This window comes from Desulfoluna sp. CYM3A (genome assembly GCF_056829965.1).
Window position 1 is genome coordinate 1,940,683 of sequence record NZ_CP186556.1, and the last position, 15,589, is coordinate 1,956,271.

14 protein-coding genes are annotated in these 15,589 nt (G+C 57.6%); 11 read left to right on the forward strand and 3 right to left on the reverse strand.

The window, feature by feature from the left end; genetic code table 11:
- Positions 1-384 precede the first annotated feature (384 nt).
- From dctP to ACOYW1_RS10055, 8 genes are all read left to right on the forward strand, one after another.
- On the forward strand, positions 385-1,401 hold the full coding sequence (gene dctP, locus ACOYW1_RS10020) for a TRAP transporter substrate-binding protein DctP (RefSeq protein WP_482422677.1): 1,017 nt from the start codon (positions 385-387) through the stop codon (positions 1,399-1,401).
- Positions 1,402-1,404: 3 nt separating this feature from the next.
- On the forward strand, positions 1,405-1,884 hold the full coding sequence (locus ACOYW1_RS10025) for a TRAP transporter small permease (RefSeq protein ID WP_482422678.1): 480 nt from the start codon (positions 1,405-1,407) through the stop codon (positions 1,882-1,884).
- Positions 1,885-1,886: 2 nt separating this feature from the next.
- Positions 1,887-3,167, forward strand: a complete 1,281-nt coding sequence (locus ACOYW1_RS10030) for a TRAP transporter large permease (protein WP_482422679.1) — start codon at positions 1,887-1,889, stop codon at positions 3,165-3,167.
- Between the two features lie 701 nt (positions 3,168-3,868).
- Entirely contained in the window at positions 3,869-6,442 is a 2,574-nt protein-coding gene (locus tag ACOYW1_RS10035; protein ID WP_482422680.1) for a WD40/YVTN/BNR-like repeat-containing protein, read from the forward strand.
- A gap of 62 nt (positions 6,443-6,504) precedes the next feature.
- Positions 6,505-7,035 carry a hypothetical protein gene (locus ACOYW1_RS10040; RefSeq protein ID WP_482422681.1) on the forward strand — a complete coding sequence of 177 codons (531 nt, stop codon included), beginning with the start codon at positions 6,505-6,507 and terminating at the stop codon, positions 7,033-7,035.
- A gap of 69 nt (positions 7,036-7,104) precedes the next feature.
- A complete protein-coding gene (locus ACOYW1_RS10045) occupies positions 7,105-7,602 on the forward strand; it encodes a PepSY domain-containing protein (RefSeq protein ID WP_482422682.1) in 498 nt (165 codons plus the stop codon).
- Between the two features lie 225 nt (positions 7,603-7,827).
- Positions 7,828-8,754 carry a carbohydrate porin gene (locus tag ACOYW1_RS10050; RefSeq protein WP_482422683.1) on the forward strand — a complete coding sequence of 309 codons (927 nt, stop codon included), beginning with the start codon at positions 7,828-7,830 and terminating at the stop codon, positions 8,752-8,754.
- Between the two features lie 8 nt (positions 8,755-8,762).
- Positions 8,763-8,864, forward strand: a complete 102-nt coding sequence (locus ACOYW1_RS10055; RefSeq protein WP_482422684.1) for a hypothetical protein — start codon at positions 8,763-8,765, stop codon at positions 8,862-8,864.
- Between the two features lie 462 nt (positions 8,865-9,326).
- Here the strand turns inward: ACOYW1_RS10055 and ACOYW1_RS10060 are convergent, their stop codons facing one another.
- From ACOYW1_RS10060 to ACOYW1_RS10070, 3 genes are read right to left on the reverse strand one after another with little or no spacing between them, the layout of a single operon-like run.
- On the reverse strand, positions 9,327-10,847 hold the full coding sequence (locus tag ACOYW1_RS10060; protein ID WP_482422685.1) for a DUF5714 domain-containing protein: 1,521 nt from the start codon (positions 10,845-10,847) through the stop codon (positions 9,327-9,329).
- A gap of 4 nt (positions 10,848-10,851) precedes the next feature.
- Complete coding sequence (locus tag ACOYW1_RS10065; protein ID WP_482422686.1) at positions 10,852-11,313, reverse strand: hypothetical protein; 462 nt, start codon at positions 11,311-11,313, stop codon at positions 10,852-10,854.
- A complete protein-coding gene (locus ACOYW1_RS10070) occupies positions 11,310-12,431 on the reverse strand; it encodes a radical SAM protein (protein WP_482422687.1) in 1,122 nt (373 codons plus the stop codon). Before ACOYW1_RS10070 ends, ACOYW1_RS10065 begins: the two co-directional genes overlap by 4 nt.
- Before the next feature lie 700 nt (positions 12,432-13,131).
- On the opposite strand from ACOYW1_RS10070, the gene ACOYW1_RS10075 reads away from it, so the two are divergent.
- From ACOYW1_RS10075 to ACOYW1_RS10085, 3 genes are read left to right on the forward strand one after another with little or no spacing between them, the layout of a single operon-like run.
- Positions 13,132-14,322 (forward strand): TolC family outer membrane protein, encoded by a 1,191-nt coding sequence (locus ACOYW1_RS10075; protein ID WP_482422688.1) that lies wholly within the window; start codon positions 13,132-13,134, stop codon positions 14,320-14,322.
- Positions 14,322-14,963, forward strand: coding sequence for an OmpA family protein (locus tag ACOYW1_RS10080; protein WP_482422689.1), 642 nt, complete (start codon positions 14,322-14,324; stop codon positions 14,961-14,963). The genes ACOYW1_RS10075 and ACOYW1_RS10080 overlap by 1 nt, the downstream gene beginning before the upstream one ends.
- Before the next feature lie 34 nt (positions 14,964-14,997).
- A complete protein-coding gene (locus ACOYW1_RS10085; protein ID WP_482422690.1) occupies positions 14,998-15,522 on the forward strand; it encodes a transglutaminase-like cysteine peptidase in 525 nt (174 codons plus the stop codon).
- Positions 15,523-15,589 lie beyond the last annotated feature (67 nt).

A 15,589-nucleotide genomic window follows, 5' to 3' on the forward strand; every position in this document is an offset into this window, starting at 1 on the left:
TGCGGAGGGCCTGCCATGAAAGGGGTGGTTTGTCCTTTCGGCGTGGGAGGGGAGGGGGCGCCAGTCATGGCGATTCTGGTGAGTGGCATGTTTTTATATGACTGATATCATGAGGGTTTAAGGCTTGTGGGGCTTGGTTTGGCGGGTGGGTTGCACCAGGGGCGTATGGGAGGCTTAGGGTCCTTGAGGGGGAACGCCTCTTCGAAGCGAAACGGCCGAGAGGGCCTGTGGGCGGTGGGATAGAGCCTGCTGGTGACTTGACAGCCCGGAATGGCCCCGGCTAAGAAAGAAACCGCAATCCTTGAAAAATGTGATGGGGCGGGCAGGCTCGTCAAAGCCGCCGGGCCCCTTTTTTTGTAACCGGATACGTTAAGGACACGTGTGATGATGACAGCGCTTAAAAAATGGACGATCGCGGTTGTGTGCCTTTTGATGCTCCCGGCTCTTTCCGAGGCGGGGTATAAAAAGGAATACAAATTAAGCTGTGTGGTGGGACCCAAGATGCCCTGGGGCGAAGGGACGACCCTGTTTGCCGATCTGGTGCGCGAGCGCACCGAGGGCCGGGTCAACATCAAGGTGTATACGGCAGGTTCTCTCATGGCGGGCAAGCAGACCAACGAGTTCCTGCTGCTCAAGCGCGGCGTGGCCGATTTTGCCTTTGCCTCCCCCATCAACTGGTCGTCTACCCTGAAGCCTTTGAACCTGTTTAACCTTCCCTTCTTTTTTGAAGATTACGAGGCCCTGGACAAGGTGACCTCAGGGGAGGCGGGAAAAGCCATTGAAGCCCTGATCGCCAAAAAAGGGGTTAAGGTCCTGGGCTGGGGAGAGAACGGGTACCGCGAGATCACCAACTCCAAGCGGGCCATCCGGACCCCGGAAGACTTAAAGGGCTTGAAAGTCCGTGTGGTGGGTACCCCCATTTTCATCGACATCATGAAGTCCATGGGTGCCAACCCCGTGAACATGAACTGGGGCGAGGCCAAGATCGCTTTTCAGCAGGGGGTTGTGGACGCCCAGGAGAACCCCGCCGTGGGCATCGAGATTCCTCTGAAGATCTGGCAGTTCCATAATCACGTGTCTTTCTGGGGGTATGTCATCGATCCCCTCATGTTCACCGTGAACCAGAAAACCTGGAAAAAATTCTCGGAAAAAGACCGTGAGATCATCCGTCAGGCAGCGATGGACGCCGGTCGCATGCAGAAGGGTGTCGTAAGAAAGGGCCTGGTGGCCCCGGACCTTTCCGCCCACGAGCTGATGCGGGAAAACGGCATGGAAGTGACCGTGCTCACCCCCGAAGAGAAGAAGGCCTTTCGTGTGCTCACCGAGCCCGTGTACAAAAAGTGGGTCCCCCGCATCGGTGAAGAGCTGGTGGAGAAGGCCAAAGCGGACATGGGGAATTAAGCCTTGAACACCCTGAAATATTGTGTGCGCAATTTTGAAGAAGTTTTGGGAGCCCTGCTTCTGGGCTCCATGTTTGTCCTGGGGCTGGCCAACGTCGTCACCCGCTACTTTTTCGAGTTTTCCCTGGCCTTCACCGAGGAGCTGGAGGTGGCCGGCCTGGTCTGGCTCACCATGCTTGGTACCAGCGCGGCTTTCAAGAAGAGCCATCACCTGAACCTCCAGTATTACGAAAAAAAGCTCTCCCCTCGGGCGGCCACCCTGGTCCGCATGGGCGGCCTTGTCCTGGCCATCGTGCTGTTTGCCACCCTTGCGGGTCTCAGTTGGTTTCACATCTACGATCTTATCGATCTTGAGATCACCACCGAGGCCCTGGAGCTTCCGGAGTGGATCTATGCCCTGGCCATTCCCGCAGGGTCCGCTCTTGTTATTGTCCGTATCGTTCAGGTGCTCATCGCCGAAAAGGCGAAACTCAAAGGAGTATGACCATGGGATTGCTGCTGTTTTTTCTTTTCATGGTGCTGCTCCTTTCCGGCGTGCCCATTGCCGTGGCCATCGGGCTCTCTTCGGTGGTCGTCATCTGGCTGGCGGACTTGGGCATTGCCGTGGTCTCGCCCAACTTCTATTCGGGTATCGCCAAGTTTCAGCTCCTGGCCATCCCGCTCTTTATTTTTGCCGGGTTTCTGTTTGAGCGCTGCGGCATTTCAGAGCGGTTGGTGCGCTTTGCCAACCTCCTTGTGGGGCGCAAAAAAGGGAGCCTGGCCATTGTGGCGGTGCTGGTGTGTGTCTTCTTCGGCGGTATCTCCGGCTCGGGTCCGGCCGATGCCGCGGCCATCGGCGCCATCTTGATCCCCGCCATGATCCGGGACGGGTACGACCGCGGCTTTGTGGCCGCCCTCATCGCCGGGGCAGGCTCCACCGCCATTATCGTGCCCGTGAGCATTGCCCTGATTATCTACGGCGCTCTCACCAACACCTCCATCACCACCCTGTTTGCCGCCGGCGCCATCCCCGGTGCCCTGGCCGGGCTTTGCCTGATCCTGCCCGCCTGGTGGATCTCCAAAAAAAGGGGATATGGCAGCAGGACGGCCATGGAGTCGGACATGGGCTTGTTCCAGGCCTTTCGTGAGGCGTTCTGGGGGCTCATGGCCCCGGGGATTATCCTGGGGGGGCTTTACGGCGGGGTGTTTACGCCGACGGAGGCGGCCGTGGTGGCAGTCTTCTACGGTCTGATCCTGGGCTTTTTCCTCTACAGGACCCTCACCTTAAAGGCCCTGTACGAGATCCTGGTGGAGGCCTCCAACGCCTCGGCCGTGGTGATGCTCATCATCACTTTTGCCGGATTGTTTTCATGGACGGCAAGCACCCTGGGGGCCATGGACGCCATTTCGGCTTCGCTCCTGGCCATCAGCGACAATCCGTATGTGGTGCTTCTGGTCATCAACCTCATCTTGTTCTGTGCCGGGATGCTCATCGATGCCATCTCGATATTTTATATCTTTATCCCCATCTTCCTGCCCATCATGGCGCGGTTCGGGTGGGACCCCATTTGGTTCGGCATTATGATGACCTTCAACCTGGCCATCGGGCAGTTCACGCCACCGGTTGCCGTCAACCTTTACGTGACCACCCACCTGGCTGAGATTCCCGTGGAGGAGACCTTCAAGGCCGTGATTCCATTCATTTTGGCCATGCTTGCCGGGCTCGTGATCCTGGCCCTTTTTCCAAGCATAACTCTGTTTCTTCCACGCCTTTTCGGTATGATCTAAGGGCCTAAAAAAAGCAATGCCTCCAGCGGCAAGGTATGCCACCTTGACGGCTAACTCGCTGCGGCGGTCCCGGCCTGCGGGTGTTGCTGATGATATTGTCCCAAAAGTCCGTCGGCCCGTAGGGTGCGTGTTGGGACCCGCATCCAGGGCTTTGATTTGGGGGCACAGAGTGCACCCGGCAAATCGCTTCACTGAAGAACAAAAAATGGCTTGTATGAAAATTATCGCTTTGATAAACTTCCAAAATTAAAGCGTATAATGATTTTTTGCCTTTCCCCGTCCAATCCAAAAGACAATCATACCTTACAAGATGTTGATATCCGTTGTGCCGGGCGATTAAATCGCCATCGATGACCCGTGGTATTTTTGTTGCTTGTATTTTTGTCGTATTGGTTCGCGCCCTTGGAGCTGATGTCAAAAAAGCAGAGCATCTTGTCACTCCTCTTCACCTTATCCCTTCGTTTACATATTCATGGACTCTGTTCAAGGCATCAGAGCTTTCAGAAAGCGTTGTTTTATAAAAGCTCTGATAATGCTGTAGATGGGTTCTCTCGGTTCGTCAGAAGGGTGAAAAAATAGCGCCAAAATGGTGGCTTGTATTTTTGTGATGCCTTAACTTTTTTCGCTAACTCGTTGTAACAACGGTTTATTGTTCTGCTATTTCGAATGTGCCCGCTAAACTCAAAGTGAAGGAGTGCGGTATGAAAAAGCGCGTGGTTACCATTGCAACAGCTGTATGCGTCATGATCTGGTCGGGTATGGGCCATGCTGAATGGCGGCCCGGTGAGGCGCCTGAGCCTGTCGCTCCCGGGGAATTCGCACAACAGGCCGACCTGGAAGTGGACCGGGAGATGCGATCGTTGGAGTGGCGGTGTGTGGGGCCTTTTGTGGGCGTTCGCGGTTGCGGTGTGGCCGTGCACCCCACGGACAAGAACCGGTTCTATCATGCCCATTCATCGGGCGGGGTGTGGATGTCCGATGACAATGGCACCTATTGGTATCCCATTACCGACGGCCAGATCAACGTGGGGCCGGTGGGGGCCATTGCCCTGGCACCCAGCAACCCGGACATCATCTACATCGGAACGGGCGAGCCGCAGCTTCGCGATTGCTCCACCTGGGGTGACGGAGCCTACAAGTCCACGGACGGGGGCAAGACCTGGGCACACATCGGGCTGGCCAAGACAAGGCGCATCTCACGGGTGCGCGTGCACCCGACCAATCCGGACCTGGTCTACATGGCCGCCATCGGCAGCCCTTTTGGGCCGAGCCAGCATCGCGGCGTGTACCGCAGCAAGGATGGAGGTAAATCCTGGGAACGGGTTTTCTTCAAGCATGAACAGGCCGGCGTCATCGACCTGGTGCTGTGCGAGCACGATCCGAATATTTTGTATGCCGCAACCTTTGAGGTGTTCCGGCGGACCTGGGGGCTGAAGGCCGGAGGCCCCAACACCGGCATTTTCAAATCAACGGACGGCGGGGAAACCTGGGCCGAGATCACCCGGAACCCGGGCATGGCCACCGACGACTTAGGCCGCATCGGCCTTGCCCACTCCAGGAAAAACCCCGAGCGCATCAGTGCCCTTGTGGACTCCAAGGAGCAGCCGGGGCTCTATCAGTCCGAGGACGGCGGCGAGACGTGGGCCTTTGTCTCGGATAACGTCAACATCATTCAGCGGCCTTTCTATTACATGCACCTCCACGCCAGCCCCCACAACGGGGACGAGCTGTGGGTGCTTTCCAACAAGATGTGGCAATCCCTGGACGGGGGAAAATCCTGGACCCAGCGTTCCGGGACCAAGGATGATTTCCACGACATGGCCTTTGATCCGGAAGACCCCGATCGCATGATCGTCACCCACGACGGCGGCGCCATGGTGACGAGAAACGGCGGGGTCACCTGGTCCGGGCCCTATACCCAGCCCAATCAGCAGGTCTATCGCCTCGATGTGGACAATGAATTTCCGTATAACCTGTATGGAAACTGCCAGGACCTTATCGGATACAAGGTCCCCTCCGCGTCCATCTACGGCGGCATTTCGCAAGCTGATGTGACGGTCATCGGCAGCGGGGAGTCCGGTGCTTCGGTGCCGGATCCCAATGACCCCGATACCATTTATCACCTGGCCCAGAGCACCTTTGCCGCCGGTGGATGCCCGATCCAGCGGGTCAGCCTGAAAACAGGGCAGTGGGAGCAGGTCAATGTCTGGCCCGTGATCACCTTCGGAAGAGGGCAGGACGAGGCAAAGTACCGTTTTAACTGGCATGCCCCTGTCCTTTTTGACCCCTTCAGGCCGAAGGTGCTGTACACCGCCGCCGAGGTGGTGTTCCGCAGCAAAGACCGGGGACAGACCTGGGAGGTTGTCAGCCCGGTGTTGACCCGGGATGACCCGGAAAAGCAGCAGCCGGGAGGCTCTCCTTCATCCCTGGAGACGTCCGGCCAGGAAGCCTACAACACCATCCACCGCATGGCCGCCTCCAGGGTCAAAAAAGGTGTATTCTGGACGGGCAGTGATGACGGCCTGATCCATGTGACCAGAAACAATTGCCGGAAATGGACCAACGTCACCCCGCCCGGCCTTCCCGAAGACTCGGATGTCTACGAGATCGAGGCCTCGCCCCATGACGCTGGGACGGCGTATGTGGCCATCAGCCGGTACCGCACCGCCAATGATTTCCTGCCCTATCTCTTCAAGACTTCTGATTACGGAGAGACATGGACGAATTTGAGTGAGAATTTTCCTCAGACGGAGATCACGCGGACCATCCGGGAAGATACGGTGCGCAAAGGGTTGCTCTTCGTGGGAACCGAAACGGGGGTGTTTGCCTCCCTGGATGACGGGGTCACCTGGAAACGGTTGAACCTCAACCTGCCGGCGGTACCGGTGCACGACATCAAAATCAAGGATGAGGACCTGTGCATCGCCACCTTTGGGCGCAGTTTTTGGATTTTGGATGACATCAGCCCCTTGCGGCAGACCTCAGACGAAATCCAGGCCAAGACGGCTCATCTGTTCAAACCGCGAACCCATACGCGCCTGGGCATCAACTGGTGGGCTCTCTACGGTGGGGGCGTGGGAGGGGGCCAGAAGAACTACTTTGTCCAGAACGGGCGCATGGGGCACACCTTTATCGAACTCGGGGTGGTCAACGGAGAACGCAAGCGCAGGTTCATCGATGCCGGAGGTGCCCGGCCCCGTGGTGCCATTATTTACTATCTGATCGGAGAAGGTGCCCGGGATGTCAGCCTGAATCCGACAGCAAGGGTGAGCTGATCAAAACCTACGAGGGGGACATCCTGAGCCGGGAGACGGGCCTGAACCGGATGGTCTGGGACATGAATTATCCGGATGTGGTCTCTGTACCGGGCAAGCCGCCTGCAGGGATTGTGGTGGAAGCCAGGCCCGGCACCTACACCGCCAGGTTGACGGTTGACGGCCAGTCCCAGGATCAGGCGTTTGAACTGCGCATGAACCCCAACGAGACGTGGAGTCAGAAAGATGCGGATGCCCGTTTTGAATTGTGGTGGCGCATCCGGGACATTTTCGAGAGAACCAATAAGACCATTATCTCCGCCATGGAACTGTCCGAGGACGCCGGAGAGGATTCGGCCATTGCAAAAGAGTCCTCGGTGTTTATCGGAAAGCTGGTCCCCATGGGGGCCAACCTGTCCCAGATCGCCAATGAGCCGTCCAAGCTGCTGTCCAAGCTTCAAACGGTCCACTGGGTGTTGTTCCAGAGCGAAGGCCGCCCGCCCCAGTCTGCCTACGATGTGGTGGATATGCTGGAAAAAGAGATCGATACCGAACTCGCTGCATGGGCTGATTTTTTGCAAAACGAGGGAACGACGGTGGCACATGCTCAATAGCTGAACAGCAGGTGATGGGGCGATGCGGACGCTTCGGCGTTTTCATCCCCCCATTGCAAGGGGGGCAACATGAGAGCCGTGGTGATGAACAGGAAGATACATCGGTGGGCCGCCATTGCAACGGCTTTACCGGTCCTTGTCGTCGTCCTCAGCGGTGCTGTCCTTCTGATGAAAAAGAAGCTGGAGTGGATTCAGCCTGCGACCCAGAAGGGGGTGGGGCATGAGCTGATGCTCAGTTTTGATGAGATTCTGGCCATCGCCACCTCCGTTCCGGACGTGGGGATCCACAGCTGGGAGGATATCGATCGCCTGGACGTGCGACCCGGAAAAGGCCTGGTGAAGGTGCGGGCCAAGAACCGCTGGGAAATCCAGATTGATACGAAAACCGGTGAAGTCCTTCACGTCGCCGTGCGGCGTTCCGACCTCATCGAAAGCATCCATGACGGCAGCTTTTTCCATGAACATGTCAAGCTGTGGGTTCTTCTGCCCACCGCCATTCTCCTGGCCGGTGTCTGGGCAACAGGTGTCTATCTGTTTTTCTTTCCTTACGTGAAAAAACGGGGTTGAAGCCAGGTAGGCGACGACAAAACCGTGCACTGTCATGATGATCGTTTCTGTGGGACTTCTCCTGGGTTTTGGGGTCGCCGTTGCATCAACCGGGGGCAAACTCAGGCCGAGGCTTTCTCCTGATGAGGTTGAAAACCAGATTGCTCTGGACCAGCAGCAGGGCGTTATTATCCAGCCCCGGAACGAATCGCGTGGTTCTCTCCGGTAAGGGACTGGCGGGATGGCGTGGCAGAACAGATGGGGTTGCATCTGGCGGCCGACTATTCAGTCCTTTTCATGCACGTGAGCGACAGCCCGGGGGAAGATAGCGCCTCCAGCGGCATTGCGCGGTTTTATGGCTACTGGGACCTGGTGAACCGCGGGGGGCCCAACAAGGGCAGCTTGAACTGGAAAATTGAAAACCGCCACAAGTACTCGGACATTCCGCCCAGCGCCCTGGGGTTTGAAAGCGGGTATGCGGGCATCATCGAACCTCCGTTCAGCAACCAGAAGGCACGTCTGACAAACCTCTACTGGAAACAGTATGTATCCGAGGGCAAGGGCGTGTTTGTGGGAGGGTTTCTGGACACCACGGATTTTATCGATGTCTACCTGCTCTCCAGTCCGTGGACGGGGTTTGCCAACTTCGTTTTTTCAACGGGGTCCGCCTCCATGGATCTGCCCAATGATGCCACCCTGGGCGCGGCAGCCGGTGCCATGGTAAGCAGCTCACTCTATATTCAGGCCGGAATCGCAGATGCCAACGCCGACCCAAGGGATCCGTTTGAAGGGTTTGAGTCCGTCATCGACGACAGTGATTTTTTCAGATGGGTTGAAATCGGCTGGACCCCCGGCAAGGATAAGATCTACTTCGACAACACCCACATCACACTCTGGCAGATTGACGAACGTGCAAACGGAACGGATGACGGCTGGGGGGTGAACCTCTCCTGGCAACGATGGATCGACGACACATGGCTGCCCTTTGTCCGGGGACAGCGACTCACAGCGGCAGCCTCCTTGAGCGATCGGTATCGGCGGGCATCGGCTGTCAGCCGGTGCCCATGCGCGGTGTCATCGGGGTCGGGTTCAACTGGGGACGCCCCAATGACGTGTCGTTCAAAGGGGCAGATGATCAGTACACCACCGAAGTGTTCTGGCGGTATCAGCTGACAAAGGAGGTGGCCGTGACCCCGTCTCTTCAATACATCAAAGATCCAGCCCTCACCAGCGATGAGGATACCTTGTGGGTCCTGGGGTGCCGGCTCCGTGTGGCCCTGTAGTCCGAGGGGTGAGAAAATCGAGCAGAAAACCGTGAATTACATTTTCCACTATTACAACCGGCCCGTTTTCTCATGAAATACCCGGGATAGCGAGATTGAGTAGACGCCCATGATTGCTTTTTGCTATGTTGAATGAGGTATGAAGCCGCCACCTGGCGGCTGTTCGGTTTTCACGCGGAATTGGGCTGGGGGAACCATGAAAAGACGATACGCGGTGATTCTCTTCGTTTTTACCGTCATCACGGTGTCAGCTTGTTTGCGGGTGATTCATGCCATATGTATGAGGGATGGATTGATAGGGTTCCGGGTAATTCGGCCACCGGCGAATTCAATGTTTGAGGGTGATATCGCTTAGCACAGTCCGTGGGATATGCTATCAGCGTCGGCACGAATCCGGTTTTCAAGTATGCTGGTTCCTTCAGGTTTGCCTGCGAATCCTAAGGGTCGCATGGGGCGGCCTTTTTATCCTTTCACCTTCAGCCACTCTCCCTTGATGTCGCTTTTTCCCGCCACGTACCAGGGACACCCGGACCTGATGCACTCCTTATTAATATTGAACTGGAAACAGTGGGTGGTGCCGTTTGCCTGCAAGGGGATGGGCAGCAGATCCGTGGAGAGGCCCGACGCGATCTTGAAGGCGGTGAGGGTCTCCCTGCGGCAGCAGCGGGCTGCTTCCAGCTCACCTAAGGCTGTGATGATCCGGCCGGTGACCCTCTGGATAATCTGCCGCTCCGTGGCTTTCACCGGGTTGCTCTTCAGGATGATGCCGAAGGCGATCCCTGTCCCCAGGGCCGCGCCACAGCCTCCCCAGAAAGCACAGGTGCCGCCGGGGATATCCGCGCCGCGTCGGATGGCCGAGAGGATCTCCTCGTCTCCGATGGCGCCTCCGGCGTTGCGGTACGCTGCGGTGATCACACCCGGAACGATAAAGTGGTGCTCCGGTCCGTGGAGGGGCACAGCCGGGTGCTTTTTTATCTTGTCAAAGAGGGTGATGATGTCGGTCTCCCTGGTGGTCAGGCAGAGGTGCTTGACCACGGAGAGCGCGTCCTCACTGTGGCAGAGGTCGCAGACAAAATGGCCGTTTTCGCAGAGGGCGTTGGCCATGGCGGTCTCTCCGCAGAAGCTGCAGGTCTCTTCCTGCTCCATGTCGAGATAGGCAAGGGGTTTGCCGCAGCGCATGCAGCCCGACGCTTTTTTTCCTGTGCTCAGGATGGTGGCACCGGCGGGCTGGGCTGGCTTCTGTTCCTTTTCCACAGGCTGGTAGCAGGCACAGCTGTTTTCCGCGTCCTGGTTGGTGATGTTGCCGTCGTTGTCCAGGACAAAGGCGGACGGGTCGGAGTGGGTGGCCGAAGGCCAGGGGGCATCCAGAATACCGCCCCGGGGGATGATTTTGCCCTGATCGGTGATGACCCCTGCAAAGGGGCCGGGATAGAGAACAGCCGTGCGGGTCTCATCGGGCTTGACGGCCTGGTAGGTGAGGGAATAAAAGGTGTGCCCTTGGACCTCGCGATAGAAGAAGCGTTTGATGATTCGGATGTTGATAAAACCGGTGGCCTCCAGCATGGACATGAGGCGGGACTGCACCATGGCCCCGCCGATGCATTCTCCCCGAAGGGTCGGGTCGTTTTGGATGGAAGCGGGGAAGGGGGCGTCGGTGGTCACATCGGAGATGACGGCTCGTCCCCCGGGCTTCAGGATGCGGAAAATTTCCGCAAAGGTCTTTGTCTTGTCCTCGGAGAGGTTCACCACGCAGTTTGAGATCACCACGTCGGCGGTCTCCCGGTCCAGGGGGATGCTTTCCAGGTATCCCTTTTTAAACTCCACGTTTCGGTAACCCAGCCGCCTTCCCACCTCGTCCGTTGCATTACGGGCCCGCGAGAGCATGTCGTCGAGCATGTCGATACCGTAGACGCTCCCCGCTGCACCGGTGATCTTGGCGGCGATAAAGCACTCCACCCCGGCCCCGGAGCTGGAAGTCCTCATAAGCTTAGCCCCGGTCAAGGTCCGCGCACCGGGTACCGGGCTTCCCGAATCCGTAGGAACGCACCCTGGCAGACTCCGGGATGTGGTGGATCAACTCCTCTTCGTAACAGACCGGGTTGGTGATGTCGGTGTTGGGGGCGTCGGCCGCATCGGCATAAAAGGCGCCCACAGTGCCCCGGGTACCGGCTAAGGAGAGCACGCAGTTGGAGTGGGTGAGGGCCACATCACCCTCGGCGTGGCTGCATTCGGTGAGGCGGTCGCCCATCTGGATTCGCATGCCGGGCACGCCATGGGCGTCGGCAACCGTACCCGCCGCCTTTTCAATAAGGTGAACGGCGATGGCTTCGTAGAGCGCCATGTAAGGATCGTGGCCGATGTAGTGTTGGCCTGCATAGTAGCTGTGGTCGATATCGCCGCCCCCCACGATGTAGCGAAAAGGGCTTGTGCGGCAGCTTTCGTCATTCACAACGGATAGTCCTCGCAAGTCGCTGAGCGCTTTGCTGTGTCTCCACACCTTCTCGATGCCGTCCCGCATGTGGCCGCAGCATGCCGGTTTGTTGCCGATGAGGGCCGGGGTGGGGTAGATGTGCCCGTCGGGACCCACGGCAAGGGATTCCCATCCGGCGTTGCCCAGGTCGTGGCGGATGCCCGGAGAGGAGAAGACCCGGGCCTCCATGCTCTTGAGGTTGTCGATGGTGATTCCCAATGGTGCGGCGGCTTTTTCAGCCTCCATAAGGTGGGAAAAAAGCTGTTCCGGGGGGACATGGGCGGTGTCTCGCGCCTTTCCGGCGGCAAAGAGCCAGAGGTAATGGACGTCGGCAATGCCGAACCGACCGGCAGCTTATCGGCCATCTGGTGGACGTTGCCTTTGTGAACGGCCATGGCAAGGGAGGTGTTGAGTCCTGCCTGGGACAGCATGTCAAAAACGGCGAGTAATTTGTTGAAGACCCCCTGGCCACGCATGGCGTCGTGGTTCTCCTCAAGGCCGTCCACGCTGATCTGGAAGTGGAGCCGGTCTGTGGGGAGCGTGGTGAGAAAATCCAGGTGCTTCGGAATAAGCAATCCGTTGGTGAGGATGGCAAGGCGGGTGTTTTCCTTGCTCAGGAGAAGGCGGCAGATGCGTTGAAAATCTGGGTGGAGCAGGGGCTCGCCCCCGGTGATGTAATAGGTCTCTGTGCCTAAGGGCTCGGTTGCCCGGTACACAGCCTCGATCTCCTCAAAATTGAGGGTTTGCCTTGTTTTTGGGGAGCAGGAGAAGAGGCAGTGACGACACGACAGGTTGCAGTGATCCGTCAGGTGAATCCAGCATTCGGACAGGCGGTTCAGGGAGAGAATCTCTCCGCGCCCGGAGTAGGGGGCGGGGTTGCCCCGGGGCATAAGGGATAAAAACTGTTCTGTCCTGAGCTGCTCCAGGGGGCCCTTTGTCTTGTTGTCCCGGGGGGCGCTTTTCGCCTCGCCCAAAGCCTGAAGCAACCGGTCCCCGGCCGTGTTGGGAACGAACCAGTGAGGGGTGTCCGGAGATACATAGATGGGTACCTCGGTGCCGGAAAGACGCGTAAACGTATCTGGGAAGATCATGGACATGGGTCATTACCTTCTCGTTTGCAGGTGGTTGGGGGGAGGCTTTTTTTAAGCATCTGTTAAAGATGGCGGGATTGCGGAGATGCGGTCGATTTTTTTCTACTTTACATGCCGACCGGGGGAATGTCAAAACCTCACGCGGGTCCGTGGGATACGGCAAGGCGATTAAAGGCTGCATCTCAAAAAATCCATGGTTTGTCGCCTTCGCGACGCAGCCGAATGGGGGCTGCCGGATAAGCATTTTCTGTTGTTTTCCAGCGTAGCTGAGGGGTGGCAGGTGATTGCGGCGTGCGGGTGCGGCGTCTGGATGTGATGTGGCCGTTTGCCGCGGCAGTGGTTTTGTTGTGAGGTTCCTGTTTAGATGACTCTTTGACTTGAGTCTTTTGTGTGAAATTGTTAAAAGGATATTTCTAATACTATAGAAAAATAAAGAAAGGTTCGAGGGGTTACGTAACTGCTGTAAATGTGTCTATTGACAGGTGCTGTTTTATTGAATATGTGTTCGCTGGTTTTAAAACTAGCGATACTCCGTGATGATTTGGAGCGGAGTTCGATGGTCTTAAAATCAATAAGTTAAACTGTGGTGGGAGAATGTTCAGGCATGCGCAACAGGTTGTTCCGTCGGGTGATCCCGATGGCTGTTTTTGTTTTATCGTTGACGACCGTCGCTTTGGCAGAAGGCGAGCGGGTTGTCTCTGAGGCCATGACACTGCGTCAGGCGCTCGAAATTGTTACAAACACAAACCCGGAAATTCTGGAGGCCAGGCAGAGGTACGAAAGCGTTCTTGCTGAGCGATCCATCGCAAAAAGCGGGTATCGTCCCACCATCGGCGCAGAACTTGCCGCGGGTCCGGAGGTAACGGACGGGGAAGATACCAACGACGAGCGCGAGGAGTTGACTGCAGCAACGGCAACGGTCTATGCGCGGATGAATTTATTCAACGGCGGTAGAACACGGGCCACCGTGCGGGAGACCGACGCCCGGATCCTCTCGGCCGCTTACGAAGTGCTCAATGTCAGCAACCGGGTCTATCTGGATACGGCCGAGGCTTACCTCGGTGTGCTCCAGGCCAAAGAGATGCTGGCCCTGGCCAAAAAGAACGTGGCCACCCAGAAGCAGATTCTTCGCCAGGTCAGGGAAAAGGCCGAGTCCGGGTTCAACAGGGTCTCCGACCTCAAAAACTCCGAGGCCCGGTTTGCCCTGGCCCAGAGCAATTACATCTCCAGGCAGCAGAACCTGAATCAGGCGGTGGTCAAGTTCCACAGGCAGTTTGGCCGGTTTGTCTCCCCTGACAGCATGGTGCGTCCTGCTCCGTCCTTTCTCGTTCCCGAGACCGTCGAGGGCACGGTGGATATCGCGCTGAAAAACCATCCGGCCCTGTGGGTCTCCCAGTCCAATATTCAGGTTCGAAAACAGGCCGTGGAAAAAGCAAAGGCCGCGTACTGGCCCTCCCTGGACCTTGAGCTCAAGGCCCAGCGTCGTTCCGATACCGGTGGAGACGAAGGGGATACAGACCAGGCCTCGGCCATGCTGAAGCTGAACTATACGTTCTTTGACGGCGGCGTAAGAAAAGGGGAAACCCTGAAAAGCAACAGGAACCTGCACGGGGAAAATTACCGGGCGTACCTCGAACGGCGCAACGTCAATGAGTCCGTGAGGCTGGCCTGGAATATCCTTCAGGCTGAAAAGCAGCGGGAAAAATACCTCGGTGACCATGTTCGGCTCTCCCTGGACACCCTGTCCGCCTTTAAAGAGGAGTACCACTTAGGCCGCCGCACCCTCCTTGACCTGCTCAACATGGAAAACGAATACAACTCGGCGGAAACCGCCCTGGTGGAGTCCGCGCACCCTGGCGATGGCCACCCTACAGGATCGCAGGCACAACCGGGCTGATGCTCCGGGAATACGATCCGGGCCTTCGCAAGGCCATGGGGCTTCCCCTGGAGGCATCCCTGGGATGCGCCGGGGATGACGACCTGGAGCACAACCGGGACCAGGACTCCGTGGACGACCCCTGTGATCAGTGCGACAACTCCGTTCCGAAGAGCAGTACACCGGCATCGGGCTGCGCCGGGGATGCCATGCAGACCGTGGGGTTTGAGGAGACAGACGTCGTGGCCCCGTACATCGTGACCGGGACACCGGATGCCTTTGACCTGAAGATCGATACCTCCCGGAAGGAGCAGACCATCGCCCTTGAGGGAATCAGCTTCAAGCGCAACTCGGGTTCACTGACCAAAGAGGCTGAAAAGCAGCTCACCTATGTTGCGGACCAGCTCAAGGCCACAGAGGGGTTTTCCGTTGAAGTGGTGGGGCATACCGATTCCGACGGCTCCAAGGCTTACAACCTCAAACTCTCCCGGAAAAGGGCCCGTAGTGTGTGTGACGCCCTTGTGGGGCTGGGTGTGAATCGTGAGATCCTCTCCTGGTCAGGCAAAGGGGAGAGCGAGCCCGTGGCGGACAACGCCACCGGGGATGGCAAACGGAAAAATCGACGGACCGAGTTCAAGCTGACCAGAAAGGTCCGTTCGTAAATTGGCGGGGAGTCCTTTCCCCACCGGAGGCTTCGTGCGTCGAGCCTTTTTGATACTTCTGGTGTGTTCACAGCTTGTGGCTGCACGGGAGGCCAACCGTTTCTATGTGCCCGAGAATGCAGCCGCACGTTACCGGGAGACCTACGGAGAACAGGCCACCAAACGCCTCAACGGCCTTCTTGCCCTTATGGAAAGCCTGGTGAATGCCACTGAAGAGCAGAAGGTGGCCGAGATCAACCGGTTTTTCAACCAGGTAACCTACGCCACGGACAGGACCGTGTGGAATCGTGATGATTACTGGGCAAGCCGCCTTGAGTTTTTGGGAAAGGGGCGGGGCGACTGCGAGGATTTCGCGGTGGCCAAGTACCTGACCATGGTGCAGGTGGGGGTGCCCGAAGAGAAGGTCTTTACTGGACGCCAAGGCCATCGGTTCGCGCCCTGTCGTCAACGACGCCGCGCCCGGCGCCGTTCCCCTCGTTCTGGACAACTACAAGACCACCATCGAACCCGCCACCGAACGTCCCGATTTGATCCCGGTCTACAGTTTTACAGCCGATGACCTGTACCTTCAGAAACAGCAGGGCCTGGGCAAGCGGATAAACAGGAAACCCTTGAAAAACCAGAAG

Coding starts and splice junctions, on each gene's coding strand:
- ACOYW1_RS10075 (WP_482422688.1), top strand. CDS start 13,132: ATGACACTGCGTCAGGCGCTCGAAATTGTTACAAACACAAACCCGGAA.
- ACOYW1_RS10040 (WP_482422681.1), top strand. CDS start 6,505: ATGAATTATCCGGATGTGGTCTCTGTACCGGGCAAGCCGCCTGCAGGG.
- dctP (WP_482422677.1), top strand. CDS start 385: ATGATGACAGCGCTTAAAAAATGGACGATCGCGGTTGTGTGCCTTTTG.
- ACOYW1_RS10030 (WP_482422679.1), top strand. CDS start 1,887: ATGGGATTGCTGCTGTTTTTTCTTTTCATGGTGCTGCTCCTTTCCGGC.
- ACOYW1_RS10080 (WP_482422689.1), top strand. CDS start 14,322: ATGCTCCGGGAATACGATCCGGGCCTTCGCAAGGCCATGGGGCTTCCC.
- ACOYW1_RS10070 (WP_482422687.1), bottom strand. CDS start 12,431: ATGTCCATGATCTTCCCAGATACGTTTACGCGTCTTTCCGGCACCGAG.
- ACOYW1_RS10045 (WP_482422682.1), top strand. CDS start 7,105: ATGAGAGCCGTGGTGATGAACAGGAAGATACATCGGTGGGCCGCCATT.
- ACOYW1_RS10035 (WP_482422680.1), top strand. CDS start 3,869: ATGAAAAAGCGCGTGGTTACCATTGCAACAGCTGTATGCGTCATGATC.
- ACOYW1_RS10060 (WP_482422685.1), bottom strand. CDS start 10,847: ATGAGGACTTCCAGCTCCGGGGCCGGGGTGGAGTGCTTTATCGCCGCC.